Raw genomic sequence first — 14,664 nt, forward strand, 5'->3', positions numbered from 1 at the left:
TGAGTTTGGTTGTGTTTGGGGGTGCTGTGGCCTTTGTTCGATGGAGGTGTTGCCATTAATTGTTTGGTGAAAGTATTACCTAGAAAAGGTCAATGCTATCACATATCAAGTGCTAAAACCCTGTGCCTTTAATATCGGGGCTACGGGCCAACTCTTTATAGTGATTGTTTGAAAAGTTTTCGGTAATAGTTTTGTCAAGGAGTTTTAGCTGTTTTTTTAAAGACCCTTTTCTTTCTTGGGGTGCAATTGTCAGTAGATCAAATAGTATGGTTCGCATGCGCCTGACAACTTGGAGCGATGTAGCGCCATAATACTGAACCTCGTCAAGTCCTACTCTAAGTACATCATCCCATGAAGGCATGGGCGCATAAAGCCGGATGTTGTTGTCTTTGTCTTTCATGACTAGCGGTCTCATGTCTTTAACAACAAGCCTTCTCAATATATCGTGGATTTGGTCTAAGACCTGAACAGCCGTGGCAGGATCGTTGATACCTGTTGAATTTGCCCTAACAGCCATGTCGCTAAGCTGCCTTAGACCGTACATAATGTTGTTTTGTAGGGTGCGTGTACCTGAAAGAACGATATGTTCACCCAAGTCAAAATTTTTACTGCCATAGACTTTTGCTATTGGATACCCTTCAGGTAGAAAGCTTCCAGTCTGTGGCAAAAAATAAATGGCACAATTTTCTTTTTGGGCAAGGTCAAAGATTTTTTCATTGTCAATTTCTATTAATGCACCAGGCTGACTGCTAAATATTATTTGATCAGGTTCAGCCTTAGGATGTTCTAGTTTACTTTCAGATTTGAAAGGTTTTTTATAAATATCATTAACGGCCTGTCTAACTTGTGTGCCAACCCTGTTTATCAGAGAAGTAATTCTAACTGCCTGAATAATATGGTTACTATAAACAGCAAATGTTCCTAAACTGATAATGGCAAACAGAAAAGCCAGACTAATTGATATGCCGGAAATAGTGCCGTCTTCAATTTGGGTCTTTCGGAGAGCTAATAAAATGACCAATGTATAGGTAAATGTACCTACAAAAACACCAATGGTAAAATGGCTAGGCCTATCTTGTAATAGAGAAGATAGGGTACGTGGGGAGTATTGGCTGCTTGCTAGTTGTATCGCTACCACTATAACGGTAAATATCAGTGCGAGCAATGTTGTTACCGAAGATGCTATAACAGATAGTGCAGTACGTGCAGTATCAGGCTCTCCTCTAAAAAAGGGCAGTGGCGGTTCGCCCCAATCTATTCGGCTGTCCATGTACAAAGATCCGGCAGCCACCAAAATGGCAATTATAGCACCTAATACCGGGGCTATCCACAAATTGGTTTTTCTAAACTGTAAGACTCTTTTTACTAAACTTTTCCCTATCATTAGCAGAACCTACTGTTCTACATTAAGACAGTTACACATGAAATTGTTTTTGGGATAGGTAGGCAGTACCCTTTTTTTGTGCCTGAAAACAGTGGTTTTGCTACTCCTTACCAAGCTTATTGCTCAAGCGGCTTTTGAACTTATTAAAAATCCTTGTTTTTTGCTTTACGGAGATAAATAAACAAGGGTAGTATAACCCAAGCCACTTGAACAAGCACTGAAATCAATACGCCTTTTGTTGTTCCGAAAAACTTATTGAAGACTGCTCCTGTATATCCCATTAGCGCTGCTGTTTCTAAGTTTAGCAAGACCATAATTCTGGACAAATCTACTGGATTTAGCATAGTCATAGCAATGGCGACATTTTCAAGTGGGTAATCTTCGAAAACGAATAAAATCACAAGAAATATTCCATCGTAAATTACTAAAGCAAAAAGCCATATAAGAATGGAAACACCAAAACCTTTTGTCCGGTCGTCGTGGTGGATGGATACTGCAAACGCAATGGCAGTGAAGATAAAGGTTAAGAATATTCCAGAACCCAATAACATGACCAAAAGAGGTATAGCGTCTGGGTCAGCTCCAAAGAATACAAATACCACACTGGTGCCGGCTACAAAACTTAAGGCCAATGAACTCGAAAGACCAAGGTATTGACCCAGAAAAAGCTGGAAGCGTTTCATGGGTTGAGTCATCAGGAGCAAGGCAAATTCACGAGAGTTGTAATAGTAAATAGTGCCAAAAACAATACTTACCAATGGCACAATAAACAAGATTACATTTAAAAGACTCGGGATCGACTGGGAAAAGTCTGCGGAAAAATAAAATAGCCCACCTGTAATTAATAAAAAAAACAGAAAATACAGGATAGCCCACGAACTTCTGAAGGTATCGTAAAAAGAGTACTTTACTATTTTTAAGCTATTGCTCATAATGCATTTTCTGGTTGGTGTTTCATAAATCTTTCAAAATCATCCTTATTCGTGATTCTTGCAATGGCTCTTTCTAAGGTATCTTCTTCTTGCGAGTGCAGTAATTGGTCTACAGGGCCTTGAAAGAATATTTTTCCATCAAGCAAAAAGATAATTTCATCTGCCAGCTCTTCAACTTCACTTAGAATATGTGTAGTAATCATAATAGTTTTCCCCTTGTCTTTCTCTTTCTTAATAAGCTGTTTTAGCTTTAAATGAGAAAGCGGGTCAAGTCCAGTAGAAGGCTCATCAAAAATCAATATGTCGGGGTCAGACATGAGTGCCATTATGGCATTTACTTTTTGCTTCATCCCCCCTGACAGGTTTTTGAGCATCGATTTTAAATGTTCTTTTAACTGGAAATATTGAATTAAATGGTTGAAATCTGGAGAGATGCCTCTGACATTGCAAACCATCATCAATATTTCTTCTATATTAAGGTTCTCAGGGAAGTTAGCGATCTGTGGCATGTAGCCAATTTGCTTTCGGTATTCCCAGCCATTTTTTATATCCGCGCCATTAATGGTAATAAGTCCTTGATCTGGCTTTACTAGTCCGAGTATATGCTTCAAAAGCGTGGTTTTTCCTGAGCCGTTAGGGCCAAGAAAAGCATAAATTTTCCCTGGAGACATTTTTAAATTGACCCCCTTAAGTACCTGTAGCTTTCGGAACGACTTTTCGATATTTTCTACAGAAATCATTGCTTTAGGTTTATAGGTTTCATTAATGGTTCTTCGTCCGTAATAAATTCTGGTGTCAAAACAGGGGTTATTTTTTCCGCCAGTTCAAGCAAGTCTGTAAACATGCTACGCAGAAGTACAACAGAAGCAGGGCTTCTGCTAAGTAGATATGAAAACAACTTTACTGGTCGGTGTGGAATATCACCTAGACCATCTTTGTCTAGATCATAACCTGTGTAACTACTCCAATAGTTCCCTGTAAAAGAGTTGCTTCCAGGACGTTTGGCATTTGCACTGACTTCAAATGTATTTGCTCTAAAGTTGTTATGGGTGATAATTAATTCATCACAGCTGCCCATCATTTTGACTCCCCAGCCATTGCGGCTTATTTCATTGTTACGGACTTCTGTACGGTTTGTGCCCTCTGCGAATATTCCGGTTGTGTTGTTTCGGAATACATTGTCTGAAATGTTACTGTCGGTAATATCTTTTAGCAACAGACCATAAGAAGCTGCTCCTTGGTTATTGGCAAAGTTGTTCTTTGTCATTGTAATTCTTTTGGAATACATAACCGCTACACCTGCCCCATTTTTTATGAATGAGTTTTCTTGATAAAGGTTATCATCAGAAAACATAAAGTGCAAACCATAGCGAATATTTTTGCGGCTTATATTGTTGATGATATCTGAGTTTTTGGCAAATTCTAGATAAATGCCATCTCGGTGTCCTTCTACAGTGTTGTCTTTTATAGTATTATAATTACTGTTCCAAATATGAATGGCATTGCCTGAGGAGGATTCTGTTTTAGCGTTTCCTGTTACATAATTGTTCTCAACAAGGCAGCTATCTGACTTTTCGAGATAAATCCCAAAGAAGGTATTTTCAAGCAAATTATCTTTTAGGACACAATGCTTGCTACGAATAAGTTTAATTGCCGCATAATCTCTTATGTAACTTATCTCAACATTTCTGAAGGTCAACCCCTCAATGGTCAAATTTTCAGTTTCCTGAACAGTAATTATCCCTTCTTTATTACCTGCATCAATTATGGCTTTCCCTTCACCTTTGATATGCAGGCTTTTGGAAACAATAATGCCATTTTCTTTATACACGCCTTCTTTTACTACAATTGTATCATACTCCGATGCTTTGTCAACAGCAGATTGTATAGTAGTAATTGGGCAGGACGCACATACTTCTATGGTTTCAGCCTGAGAGAAGGCTGGAAGCATAAGGAGTATGAAAAGAAAATATGCAGTATTTTTTACCATAACTTCGTGCTGATTTTTCGTACTTCATTCCAATCGACGATATTACCTCCCAATTCAGACTGATATTGTTCAGCCATTTCACTGTCACTAAATGCGGTTAAGAACAGACCCATGGGGCTAGGCAGTCCTTCAGAGTGAAGGAAAGTTGCTTGGTCTATTTCTATTAATGTTTCGGGATTGTCAAAGCTGGTTACCAGTAACATAGCCATTTGCTTGCTGTCTTCCGTTTCGTTGACCCAAGATCCAAGGCATTCAATAGAGTCAAATTTGTATATTTTGCCTTTTGAACTCACTGCTTCTGTACCATATCGGGCATCAGAAATAATCATTTTGCAATGTTCGCATGAATCAAAACCATAGTTGATTGGCTGTGGTTCGGTAGTGCAGGACATGCACACAAAACCAATAAAAAGGGACAGGAAGTAAACAGCTCCCTTTTTGTAGGAGGTTAATGTTGCCATAGTCATATCTCTTCTTTTTTAATTTTTTTAGCATAAGTTTTCCAAAAAGCAAGTGCTCCGAATAGCATGGCCAGTCCTATCCCCGCCCCACCAATAGAAGGGAAAGAGAAGGCATGAAAGTTCAAAAGTTGCTTTGAACCAATTAGTGGAGGGATGTAGGTCATGCCAGGTACTTTAATTGGCGCTGAAGGGTCAAGGTCTGTTCCGAATTTCACTAACCAAAGATAGAAGTCGGATATCCCAGCTATTCCAGCGAGTGCCAAAAGGACAAGCCAGGTCATAATAAGTCCTCTTTTTGGAAATAGGGCCAACAAAAGCGCAGTGCCAATAAACCCGAATGCAAACAGAGGCATGATCTCTAACTCTTTAAAAGAGTTTGCGTCTATAGGCGCCATGCCTATATAATGGTTTAAGATATTAAAGTTTTGGAGCGTAAACTCCGAATCGCCACCTATTTTGTTTATCCAGATGTGCATTTCCAGCCCCTCAGGGTACTGTGGTGCATCAAGATAAATTTTCCACATAGGGAAAAAGAACAGCAAGCTTAGTGAAGCGGCTGCAAGTATCATGAATATTGAAGGTAGACGGTTCATTGTTGGAGTATTTGAGGGTGAGATAACCCGTGACCAAAGGGCCACGGGCATTGGGCACTTGTAATAAGTAATTTATTTTTTAGGGTCTCCAAGCCAATACTTGATTGGCACATTGGCACCTTCTGGTGATACCCTGGCATAACCCTGCATCTCTTGGTGAAGTGCAGAGCAGAAATCGGTACAGTAGAATGGTGTAACACCTGTTTTAGTAGGGATCCACTCTAGGGTTTTGGTTTCGCCTGGCATGATTAGTATTTCCGCATTACGTGCACCTTTAACTGCAAAACCATGTGGCACATCCCAGTCTTGCTCTAGATTGGTTACGTGGAAATAAACAGTATCTCCTAGGTGAATACCTTCTATGTTGTCAGGCGCTAAATGGCTTCTAATTGCCGTCATATATACACGTACTATATTGCCATCTCTTTCCACCCTCGTGTCAGCTTCCTTGAGTGTTGCATGAGGGTGCTCATTTTCGTCAAGTCTGTAAATCTTTTTGCTTTTTGGCGCCACTATGTCAGCCTTTATGGCCTGTGCATAGTGAGGTTCTCCTATAGTAGGGAAATCGAGAAGCATTTTCATTTTGTCTCCACTGATATCGATTAACTGCGCACTATGGCATAGTTCAGGACCAGTAGGCAGATATCTGTCTTTGGTGATTTTGTTCATCGCCACCAAATATTTGCCATCAGGCTTATGGGTGTCCCCTCCAGGAATCATCAAGTGACCTACAGAGTAATAAACTGGAATTCTGTCAAGAATTTCAAAATCTTTTAATCTCCATTTTACAATTTCTGAAGAAACAAACATGGAAGAGTAAGCGTTACCTTTGCCATCAAATTCAGTATGCAATGGGCCAAGACCTATATCTTTTACTTCCGCAGCAAGTACAGACTCATACTTAAGGATAGGAATTGACTCAAAAACATCTACATGGTCTTTATTCTCAATAGCCTTAAGCATATTTGAGAAAGAGTGCACCGGAACCATAGATGCCAGCTTGCCACTTACACATATAAACTCTCCACTAGGATCCACATCGACACCATGAGGTGATTTTGGCGTTGGGATCAAGTACATGATGTCAGGACATTCTTCCGGAGAAATTACTTTTACCTTCTTTTTAACTTCTGAGCTGGCTACGTGTGTTTTCTTGTCCATTTTATTATGGAAATACTCAGCAGGAATTTCCCTGTATTTGCCTTGCTTAACATATTCTGCTGCTTTTTTCCAGTTTATGGCCGCAACAAAGTCTTTGTCATGCAAAGAAGCGTTTACCTCTTTTAGAGTTGTTGCTTGCTCGCTATTGTAAGCGGTAAAGAATATCCAATCTTCAGATGGACCTTTGCCACCGTTAGCAATATCGTAGTCAAAGCCAGGAACCAAAATCTGGAATTCCAAGTCCATTTCGCCACTTTTATCATCTACTTTAATAAAAGATATAGAGCCTCTATAATATTCATTCAGCTTTTCTAGCTCAATGTCTTCAATACCACCTTCATCAGAAATAGGAACACTAAACCTGGTACCTGCAACAACATATTCTGTGTTATTGGTAGGGTATGGAGAGCAGTGGTTACCTGCACTGTTAGGGATTTCCAAAGTCTCTACCGTTTCAAAGGTAGTAAGGTCAATTCTTGCTATACGTGGTGTGTTGTTACCGTTTACAAATAAGAATCGTCCATCAGCCATACCGTCCGTTCTGGAAAGCTTAGGATGGTGCAAATCGTCCCAAGGGATATTTCCGTAAGTTGTATTTAGAAGTGCTTTTGACTCTTCGGAATAACCGTATCCGTTTTCTGCATGTTGTGAAAATACAGGTATCATTTTTAGGTGACGGCCACTCGGCATACCATATACCGATACTTGTCCATTGAAGCCGCCTGAAAGAAAGGCATAGAATTCATCATGCTCTCCGGGTGCCACATAGACTTTACGGGCAGCATCGTCAGTGCCATCAGGACTGCCTTTGCTTTTAACATTGCAGGAGGTCATTCCTGCGGTGAGCAACATGGCTGCCATAGCCATTGTCCCCAAGGTTTTTAAATTTAGTTTTTTCATAGTATTAGTATCAAGGGGTTAATTAGTGTCATTAAGACGTAGGTATTCTACAATGGCCCTGGCCTCATCTTCAGTTACATCTTGATAGACCATTTGGGTCATATATTCTGCAAGAAGTTTTTTGGCAATAGGGTCTTTTTTAGTCATTTCTTCAGGGTTCAGGATCATGTTCATAATCCAAGCAAGGTTTCTTCTTTCGGTCACACCATCCATGGCTGGCCCTACATACCTTCCTTCCATTTTGTGGCAAGCAGAACATTTTGAAGCAAAAATGGCTTCTCCTTTTTCTGCCAGTGCCTCGTCAGGTGGATTTGAAACTGAAACTTCCTTGACCGGCCCTACACCGTACTCAGGTACTGAAGCAGATTCTCCTGCTTCAGATTTTGCAGAAGGAGATTTATCTGCTTGCTGATCGTCTGAAGAACAACTGGAAATCATAAAGCTTCCGGCTATAAACATCAGGGCTACGATCAAACTTTTGCCTTTAATTAAGTTTTTCATAGTTATATTTTCTGTTTATTGCAAAAGTACAAGAAGGAGGTATCCTTAGAAATGACGCATATCATGTTTTGAGGAAAAAAAGATCATAAAGTCTTTTATTAATGGTCAGTTTTAAGCTGTGAATCAGTGGGAATGAGCTTGGTGTAAAGTGATTTTAAATAAAAACACTTATAGGTATGGCCAATGGTTGGAGTATGGTGTTTCCTGCTTGTCCCTGATTAAGCTGCTTCAAAGAGTGTTGGTAATTTTAAATTTGACAGAGGGGGAGACTATTGCTTTATTTGGGTGGAGTGCAGTAAAATGTGGGGAAAGTTAAATTGAAGCGTAAAGGAGATTTAAATAAATAGGGTTAAAACTTTATATTTCCAGACCTGATTTTACTAAGAATGTTATATAAGGAATTTAAGTCAAAAATTATTACAAAAGGAAATTTCATAGTTTTGTAACTGTATATAAATTGGGTATGTACTGTCAGTAATATGGGCTGAAATAGAGGGTAGCGGTTGTTGAGGTTTGAAAGCAGGTTTACAATATAATTATTGTTAAGGCGCTGACTTGAACACATTACCTTTAGGTCAAGCATGTCTCCTATTTTTGAAAGGGCGGAAACGCTGAGTATGTTACTTACTTCTTTTATAAGGGAAGAATTTATCGTTTCATAATCAAATTTCTTAAAAGACTTATTTACAAGGCATACTTTTGCTAGTTCTTCGGCCTCTTTTTCGGTATACATTACAAATGCGGCACCTTCTAAGTCTCCTGAAAAAGTTGTTTCAGAAACTATTGTGTGTTTCTCAAAATCAGAAAATTGTTGGCTGAAGTTTCCCCACTCTATTATTTTCAGGTCGGGAACATGCACAAGTACCTTTTCTTTTGCTATTGTAGCAAAAGCATCTGCCGCCTTAATACTTCCAGTATTAACAATTTCTTTTAGAAAATCTTGTTCTTTTTCATTGAAATGAAGGTTCATAAAACTATACTTTAGAAAAATAGAATTTTGTAAGAAAAGGGACGTCTAGTACTAGGCACGTTTCTCCTTTTCCAAGCAAAGTAACACCTCCAAAAAATTTTGATTTGTCAATGGGTTTTTTCAACGGCTTTACTACGATATCCTGTTGCCTAAGCATTTTATCCGCAATTAGTCCTAAACTCCTATTATTATAATTGACCACAATTATACTTAAAAAAGAATTGACAAGTTCATGTTTCCGACCAAACGCAGCATTATTTAGAGGAGAAGCAAAAAGTGATTTAAGGTTTATAATAGGTATCAGTTCATTATTGATGTTGATAAACATTGAACCAGCAGCTTCATGAACATTTTCGGCAGGGTGGTTTGTAACGTACTGAGTATTTATAAGTGGAATGGCATAAGGTGAACCACCAGACTCGAATAATAAAGAGCCTCTTACTGCGAGAGAAACTGGTATTGATAGCGTGAAAACTGTGTTTTTTCCCTTTTCGGACTCAATTGCAACTTTTCCACCTACACTATCTACTGCACTCCTAACCACATCCAGGCCGACACCGCGACCTGCAAATTCAGTAATTTTTCCTGACATACTGAATCCTGGCATAAAAACATAAGGCAAAATTTCTTTATTAGACATTCCTTTTGCTTTTTCAGAAGATATGACATTTTCCTTGACTAGCAAACTTCTTATCTTATCAACATCTATTCCTTTTCCATCATCGGAAATGCGGATAATGACCGTTTCTTTTTCATTGTTTGCAGTAACATGCACAGTTCCTGTTTCAGGCTTACCGTTAGATATTCTTTCGTCTGGCGATTCTATACCATGGCTTACAGCGTTTCGAATTAAATGCAAGAGTGAATCTGTGATGGTCTGGAGGATATTGCGATCTATTTTTATATTATCGCCCGAAATGATAAGGTCTGCCTTTTTCCCTTCAACCATAGCAACATCCCTCACCACTTTTGGAAATTTATGAAATAAAGAACTTACATTAACCAACCTGGCATCCATAACGTTATTTTGTAAGCTGGAAGTAACGCGGTGAAGATGGTCACAGACGCCTGTAAGTTCTTCATCGTCAAGACGTGATGAAATAGCTAATAACCTGTCTTTGTCAAGAATAAGCTCACCCACAAGGTTAAGCAGATCATCTAGCTTGCTCAGCTTAATGTGTATTAGGTCAGAGAGCGATATTTTTTGGTTGTTGTAATACTTACGGATGGACTGTAACTCAATTTGGGCGCCTGATAAATTGGCAATTATAGCATCTAGGTTGCTTTGTAATTCTGTGTTGAGAATCTGGAAGTCTGGGTTATCAATGTTTCTAATGATATCTCCAATTGCTTCAACACCTTCCATGAGCGTATTGGCTACTTCTCCTGTAAATATTAGGTCGCCAGATCTAACTCCTCCAAAGGCTGTTTCAAGTTGATGCGCTATTTCTGCAAGGTGGGATAAGCCTATAGCCTTGGCGTTTGCCTTAATATTATGTATTAACCTAAATATCTCAGCTATTAGCATCTGGTCTGATGGATTCTTCTCAAGGTCCACCATAAGACTGTTTAGAGAATCATATGTTTCAAGTGACTCTGCAATAAAAACTTCTTTTAACTCTTGCTCTCTAAAACTCATCCCGTTAATACTAATATGCTAAACTCCCTGCAACTTTATTAATAACTTTGGCTACCTTTTCTTCCGAAAACGGCTTTAGTATATAATCAATAGCACCTAAGCCCTGAGCCTCCTCCATAATAACCTCCTGTCCAACTGCGGTTACCATTACAATCTTAAGTAAAGTATTCTGCGCCCTTATAGTTTTAAGGACATCGAGCCCAGTGCTATCGGGAAGAATGATGTCGAGTGTTACAATATCAGGCTTTTTTTCTTCAATTATCCTTATAGCGTTTTTTGCGTCAGGAGCTTCACCTACTACTTCGTGACCTGCATCTGTCAGAATATGCTTGAGCATAGTTCTCATATACAGAGAATCGTCAACTATAATTATTTTTGCCATGTTTTAAAGTTTTAAGTCTTCAGGATCTTCTTCTTCTTCTTCAAGAATCTTTTCAATATCTAATAGTACTATAATTTTTTCCCCATAATTAGCTATGCCTTCTATAAGGTTGCTTTCCTTTTTTATTTTTTTAAAAATTTCAGGCGAGGTGTCAATTGCGTTAACGGGTATATTCATTGTCCAAGGAACCTCTGATACCAAAACACCGCTTTGGAAGTCAGTTTGTTCTGTTACGAGGGTGTACCGTTGCTGATTCCCATGTGAATCTATATTAAACATTTCTTCTAGATCCAAAACAGTGATAATATCTCCTCTAATATTGACCAGCCCCTTCACATATGAAGGCATATGCGGAACTTCTGATATTGTAGGTGTAAGGGTAACCTCTTTGACTTTTTCTATTTTAATCCCATACTCTTCTTTTCCAAGTTTAAATACAATATATGATTTATATATTATATTTTCTTCTTCATTGCCTTTTTCAGAAGATTCAGGTGTGTAAGCATTATTGTTCATCATTTTTATTGTTTGAATTAACTCCAAATGTAGGTGTTGAACTTTTAGGCCCCTCGTCATTTTTAGGCATATCAATTTCTTCCAGAGGGATATTGGTAACTAATCTTTTCCTTTTAGCATTAGCCGCCCTGCCGTTTTGCTGTCTAATGTCATTGATAAGTCTAAATGCTGCTATACTGTACTGAAGGTCCTCTGCAATATCATTTAGGTTCTGGCTCGATGCAGATAATTCCTGCATTGAGGTAGAAAGTTGCATAGCTGTGGATGCAACCTCATGAGTACCAGAAGCGGTTTGTTCAGCAATGGCCACCACTTCTTCCACATATTTTACTACATCACTAATACTAGCTTTTTGTACTTCTGTTGCTGTAAGAATATCGCGTGTTGTACGAAGGGTGTCCCCACTGGAGACGGCTATATTTTTAAAGGCACCAGAGGCTTCAAAAGTAGCATTCTTCCCTTTGTCTACTCTGCTGTTCATGGTTGCAATAGCCGCTGCAGCTGATGATGTGTCTTTCTTAACATCTTCTACTAAAATGCCTATATCGCTAGCCGATATTCGGGAACTTTCTGCTAGTTTTCTTATTTCTTCTGCAACCACAGCGAAACCTTTTCCAGCTTCGCCAGCTCTTGCTGCTTCTATAGCAGCATTAAGGGCCAGTAAGTTGGTTTGTGCGGCAATATCAGTTATGACACTCAGCGAGCGAGATATTTCCTGCGAACGGGTACTTAATACTTCAATTGTTTTAGCCGTAAGGTTAGCAGCACTTGATATCTCCTCCATATTCTTTACCACTTCTGCCACCGTTTTTAGTCCAAGCTGAGAGGTTTCTTCACCAATAATCGCAGCTTTATTCACTATTTCTGCTTTATGGCCTGTTTGCTCAGTGGCTTTCATAATCTCTTCAATTAGCCTAAAGGCTTCATCAGTTTTTTTCGCTTGATTTTGAGCACCTTCAGCCATATGCTGCATTGACCTAGCCACATTCACCGTAATGTTGTTCATGTCAAGGCCTTTTCTTGCCATCTCTTCAGATGAGCCGCCTACAATTAATGAGCTTGAATTGATATCTCCCAGAAGGGTGTTTAGGTTACTTACTGCCAGATTAAGTGCATTGGACATTGCAAGTATATCGCCGGACGTTCTGATTTCTACTTTCTGTGTCAAGTCACCTTCAGATATTGCTTTTACTATCCTGGACACTTCCAGAACAGGGGACACAATGGATTCAAGAAGGTCGTTCAGCGTATCTACAAGTTCTTTCCAGCTTCCGCTTACGCCTACTAAAGTGGCACGTTCTGTGAGTTTACCTTCCTGACCGGCAACTTTAGCAACCCTACTGACCTCAACAGCCAACCTGTTCAAGTCCACCACCATGTTATTAATGGTAGTAGCTAGTTCGGCCACCTCTCCTTTTGCGTCCAAAGTTAGCTTTTGCGTTAGATCGCCTTTGGAAACGGCCGTCACAACCATGGTAATTCCACGTACCTGAGTTGTTAGATTGTTGGCCATTATATTTACGTTATCCGTCAAGGCTTTCCATGTACCTTCTACCCTAGGCACAACAGCTTGTCCCCCAAGACGCCCTTCTGTACCTACTTCACGTGCCACTCTGGTTACCTCATCTGCAAAGATATTTAAGGAGTCAACCATTTGGTTTACATTATCTTTCAGCTCTGCTATTTCGCCTTTGACATCCACAGAGATTTTCTGAGTCAGATCACCTTTTGCAACTGCGGTAGATACTTTTGCAATGTCCCGTACCTGCGAAGTAAGGTTACTGGCCATGGTATTTACATTATCAGTCAACTGCTTCCATATGCCTGCCACGTTAGGCACCGTCGCTTGCCCGCCCAACTTACCTTCCGTACCCACTTCCAGGGCTACCCTGGTTACCTCATCTGCAAATATATTCAGGGAATCAACCATCTGATTAATGTTTTCCTTAAGCTCCAATATTTCCCCTTTTACATTTACAGATATTTTTTGGGTCAAATCGCCTTTTGCAACCGCTGTAGACACTTTCGCAATATCCCGCACTTGTGAAGTAAGGTTGCTTCCCATGGTATTAACATTATCAGTCAGCTCTTTCCATGTACCGCTTACATTTGGTACATAAGCTTGGCCGCCCAGTTTGCCTTCTGTACCCACTTCACGTGCTACCCTTGTAACTTCGTCTCCGAAAATATTAAGACGGTCTACCATCTGATTTATGATCTCTTTGAGTTCCAGAATTTCCCCCTTCACATTTACAGTAACCTTCTGCGTAAGGTCTCCTTTAGCTACCGCCGTAGACACCTTTGCAATATCTCTTACCTGTGAGGTAAGGTTGCTGGCCATTGTATTAACATTATAAGTGAGCTCTTTCCATGTTCCAGCAACATTTGGTACATTTGCCTGACCACCGAGTTTGCCTTCCGTACCCACTTCACGTGCCACTCTGGTTACCTCGTCTGCAAAAATATTCAAGGAGTCAACCATTTGATTGACATTCATTTTAAGCTCTGCTATTTCGCCTTTGACATCCACAGAAATTTTCTGGGTCAAATCGCCTTTTGCCACCGCTGTAGACACCTTTGCAATATCCCTTACCTGTGAAGTAAGGTTGCTGGCCATGGTGTTTACGTTGTCGGTTAGCTCTTTCCAAGTACCAGCCACATTTGGCACATTTGCTTGGCCTCCGAGTTTACCTTCTGTACCCACTTCACGTGCCACTCTTGTAACTTCATCTGCAAAAATGTTTAAGGAGTCAACCATCTGGTTGACATTGTCTTTTAGCTCTGCTATTTCACCTTTAACATTTACCATAATCTTCTGCGTCAGGTCGCCTTTGGCCACCGCCGTAGACACCTTTGCAATATCCCTCACCTGTGAAGTCAGGTTGCTGGCCATGGTGTTTACATTGTATGTGAGTTCTTTCCAGGTGCCTCCTACATTTGGAACGTGTGCCTGACCTCCCAATTTACCTTCTGTGCCTACTTCGAGCGCCACCCTGGTTACCTCGCCAGCAAATATATTTAGGGAATCAACCATTTTGTTGATAATATCCTTTAACTCTGCGACCTCGCCTTTAACATCTACTATAATCTTTTGGGTCAAATCGCCCCTTGCAACAGCTGAAGCTACATTGGCAATATCCCTTACCTGGGCCGTAAGGTTGTTGGCCATGGTATTTACATTATCGGTCAGTTCTTTCCATGTACCTGCTACTTTAGGGACATTGGCTTGACCTCC

At 39.9% G+C, this 14,664-nt stretch carries 13 protein-coding genes and 1 pseudogene; all 14 read right to left on the bottom strand.

Going from position 1 to position 14,664, the window contains the following annotated elements; all coding sequences use genetic code 11:
* Window positions 1–112: 112 nt before the first annotated feature.
* Window positions 113–1,384, bottom strand: a complete 1,272-nt coding sequence (locus RCC89_03950) for a DUF2254 domain-containing protein (protein WMJ72319.1) — start codon at window positions 1,382–1,384, stop codon at window positions 113–115.
* 143 nt (window positions 1,385–1,527) lie between these two features.
* Window positions 1,528–2,316 (bottom strand): ABC transporter permease, encoded by a 789-nt coding sequence (locus tag RCC89_03955; GenBank protein ID WMJ72320.1) that lies wholly within the window; start codon window positions 2,314–2,316, stop codon window positions 1,528–1,530.
* Window positions 2,313–3,056, bottom strand: a complete 744-nt coding sequence (locus RCC89_03960) for an ABC transporter ATP-binding protein (GenBank protein WMJ72321.1) — start codon at window positions 3,054–3,056, stop codon at window positions 2,313–2,315. The genes RCC89_03955 and RCC89_03960 overlap by 4 nt, the downstream gene beginning before the upstream one ends.
* Window positions 3,053–4,306, bottom strand: a complete 1,254-nt coding sequence (locus tag RCC89_03965) for a nitrous oxide reductase family maturation protein NosD (protein WMJ72322.1) — start codon at window positions 4,304–4,306, stop codon at window positions 3,053–3,055. The genes RCC89_03960 and RCC89_03965 overlap by 4 nt, the downstream gene beginning before the upstream one ends.
* Window positions 4,300–4,767, bottom strand: coding sequence for a nitrous oxide reductase accessory protein NosL (locus tag RCC89_03970; protein WMJ72323.1), 468 nt, complete (start codon window positions 4,765–4,767; stop codon window positions 4,300–4,302). Before RCC89_03970 ends, RCC89_03965 begins: the two co-directional genes overlap by 7 nt.
* Before the next feature lie 2 nt (window positions 4,768–4,769).
* On the bottom strand, window positions 4,770–5,360 hold the full coding sequence (locus RCC89_03975) for a hypothetical protein (protein ID WMJ72324.1): 591 nt from the start codon (window positions 5,358–5,360) through the stop codon (window positions 4,770–4,772).
* Between the two features lie 72 nt (window positions 5,361–5,432).
* On the bottom strand, window positions 5,433–7,355 hold the full coding sequence (gene nosZ / locus RCC89_03980; protein ID WMJ75638.1) for a Sec-dependent nitrous-oxide reductase: 1,923 nt from the start codon (window positions 7,353–7,355) through the stop codon (window positions 5,433–5,435).
* An 84-nt stretch (window positions 7,356–7,439) separates the two neighbouring features.
* On the bottom strand, window positions 7,440–7,922 hold the full coding sequence (locus tag RCC89_03985) for a cytochrome c (GenBank protein ID WMJ72325.1): 483 nt from the start codon (window positions 7,920–7,922) through the stop codon (window positions 7,440–7,442).
* A gap of 349 nt (window positions 7,923–8,271) precedes the next feature.
* Entirely contained in the window at window positions 8,272–8,892 is a 621-nt protein-coding gene (locus tag RCC89_03990; protein WMJ72326.1) for a hypothetical protein, read from the bottom strand.
* 4 nt (window positions 8,893–8,896) lie between these two features.
* Complete coding sequence (locus RCC89_03995) at window positions 8,897–10,531, bottom strand: chemotaxis protein CheW (GenBank protein ID WMJ72327.1); 1,635 nt, start codon at window positions 10,529–10,531, stop codon at window positions 8,897–8,899.
* Between the two features lie 10 nt (window positions 10,532–10,541).
* The gene (locus RCC89_04000; GenBank protein ID WMJ72328.1) at window positions 10,542–10,913 is read right to left on the bottom strand and encodes a response regulator; all 372 of its coding nucleotides are present in this window, start codon (window positions 10,911–10,913) and stop codon (window positions 10,542–10,544) included.
* A gap of 3 nt (window positions 10,914–10,916) precedes the next feature.
* Window positions 10,917–11,432, bottom strand: coding sequence for a chemotaxis protein CheW (locus RCC89_04005; protein ID WMJ72329.1), 516 nt, complete (start codon window positions 11,430–11,432; stop codon window positions 10,917–10,919).
* Window positions 11,419–14,463, bottom strand: a complete 3,045-nt coding sequence (locus RCC89_04010) for a HAMP domain-containing protein (GenBank protein ID WMJ75639.1) — start codon at window positions 14,461–14,463, stop codon at window positions 11,419–11,421. The genes RCC89_04005 and RCC89_04010 overlap by 14 nt, the downstream gene beginning before the upstream one ends.
* Window positions 14,458–14,628, bottom strand: a pseudogene (locus RCC89_04015) (HAMP domain-containing protein). Before RCC89_04015 ends, RCC89_04010 begins: the two are co-directional and overlap by 6 nt.
* Between the last annotated feature and the right edge of the window lie 36 nt (window positions 14,629–14,664).

This window comes from Cytophagaceae bacterium ABcell3 (assembly GCA_030913385.1).
In the GTDB taxonomy this organism is placed as follows: Bacteria; Bacteroidota; Bacteroidia; order Cytophagales; family Cytophagaceae; genus ABcell3.

Excerpts from the sequence above, each read along its gene's own strand:
- RCC89_03950 (WMJ72319.1), bottom strand. The coding sequence starts at position 1,384 with ATGATAGGGAAAAGTTTAGTAAAAAGAGTCTTACAGTTTAGAAAAACC.
- RCC89_03955 (WMJ72320.1), bottom strand. The coding sequence starts at position 2,316 with ATGAGCAATAGCTTAAAAATAGTAAAGTACTCTTTTTACGATACCTTC.
- RCC89_03960 (WMJ72321.1), bottom strand. The coding sequence starts at position 3,056 with ATGATTTCTGTAGAAAATATCGAAAAGTCGTTCCGAAAGCTACAGGTA.
- RCC89_03965 (WMJ72322.1), bottom strand. The coding sequence starts at position 4,306 with ATGGTAAAAAATACTGCATATTTTCTTTTCATACTCCTTATGCTTCCA.
- RCC89_03970 (WMJ72323.1), bottom strand. The coding sequence starts at position 4,767 with ATGGCAACATTAACCTCCTACAAAAAGGGAGCTGTTTACTTCCTGTCC.
- RCC89_03975 (WMJ72324.1), bottom strand. The coding sequence starts at position 5,360 with ATGAACCGTCTACCTTCAATATTCATGATACTTGCAGCCGCTTCACTA.
- nosZ (WMJ75638.1), bottom strand. The coding sequence starts at position 7,355 with ATGACCTCCTGCAATGTTAAAAGCAAAGGCAGTCCTGATGGCACTGAC.
- RCC89_03985 (WMJ72325.1), bottom strand. The coding sequence starts at position 7,922 with ATGAAAAACTTAATTAAAGGCAAAAGTTTGATCGTAGCCCTGATGTTT.
- RCC89_03990 (WMJ72326.1), bottom strand. The coding sequence starts at position 8,892 with ATGAACCTTCATTTCAATGAAAAAGAACAAGATTTTCTAAAAGAAATT.
- RCC89_03995 (WMJ72327.1), bottom strand. The coding sequence starts at position 10,531 with ATGAGTTTTAGAGAGCAAGAGTTAAAAGAAGTTTTTATTGCAGAGTCA.
- RCC89_04000 (WMJ72328.1), bottom strand. The coding sequence starts at position 10,913 with ATGGCAAAAATAATTATAGTTGACGATTCTCTGTATATGAGAACTATG.
- RCC89_04005 (WMJ72329.1), bottom strand. The coding sequence starts at position 11,432 with ATGATGAACAATAATGCTTACACACCTGAATCTTCTGAAAAAGGCAAT.
- RCC89_04010 (WMJ75639.1), bottom strand. The coding sequence starts at position 14,463 with ATGGTTGATTCCCTAAATATATTTGCTGGCGAGGTAACCAGGGTGGCG.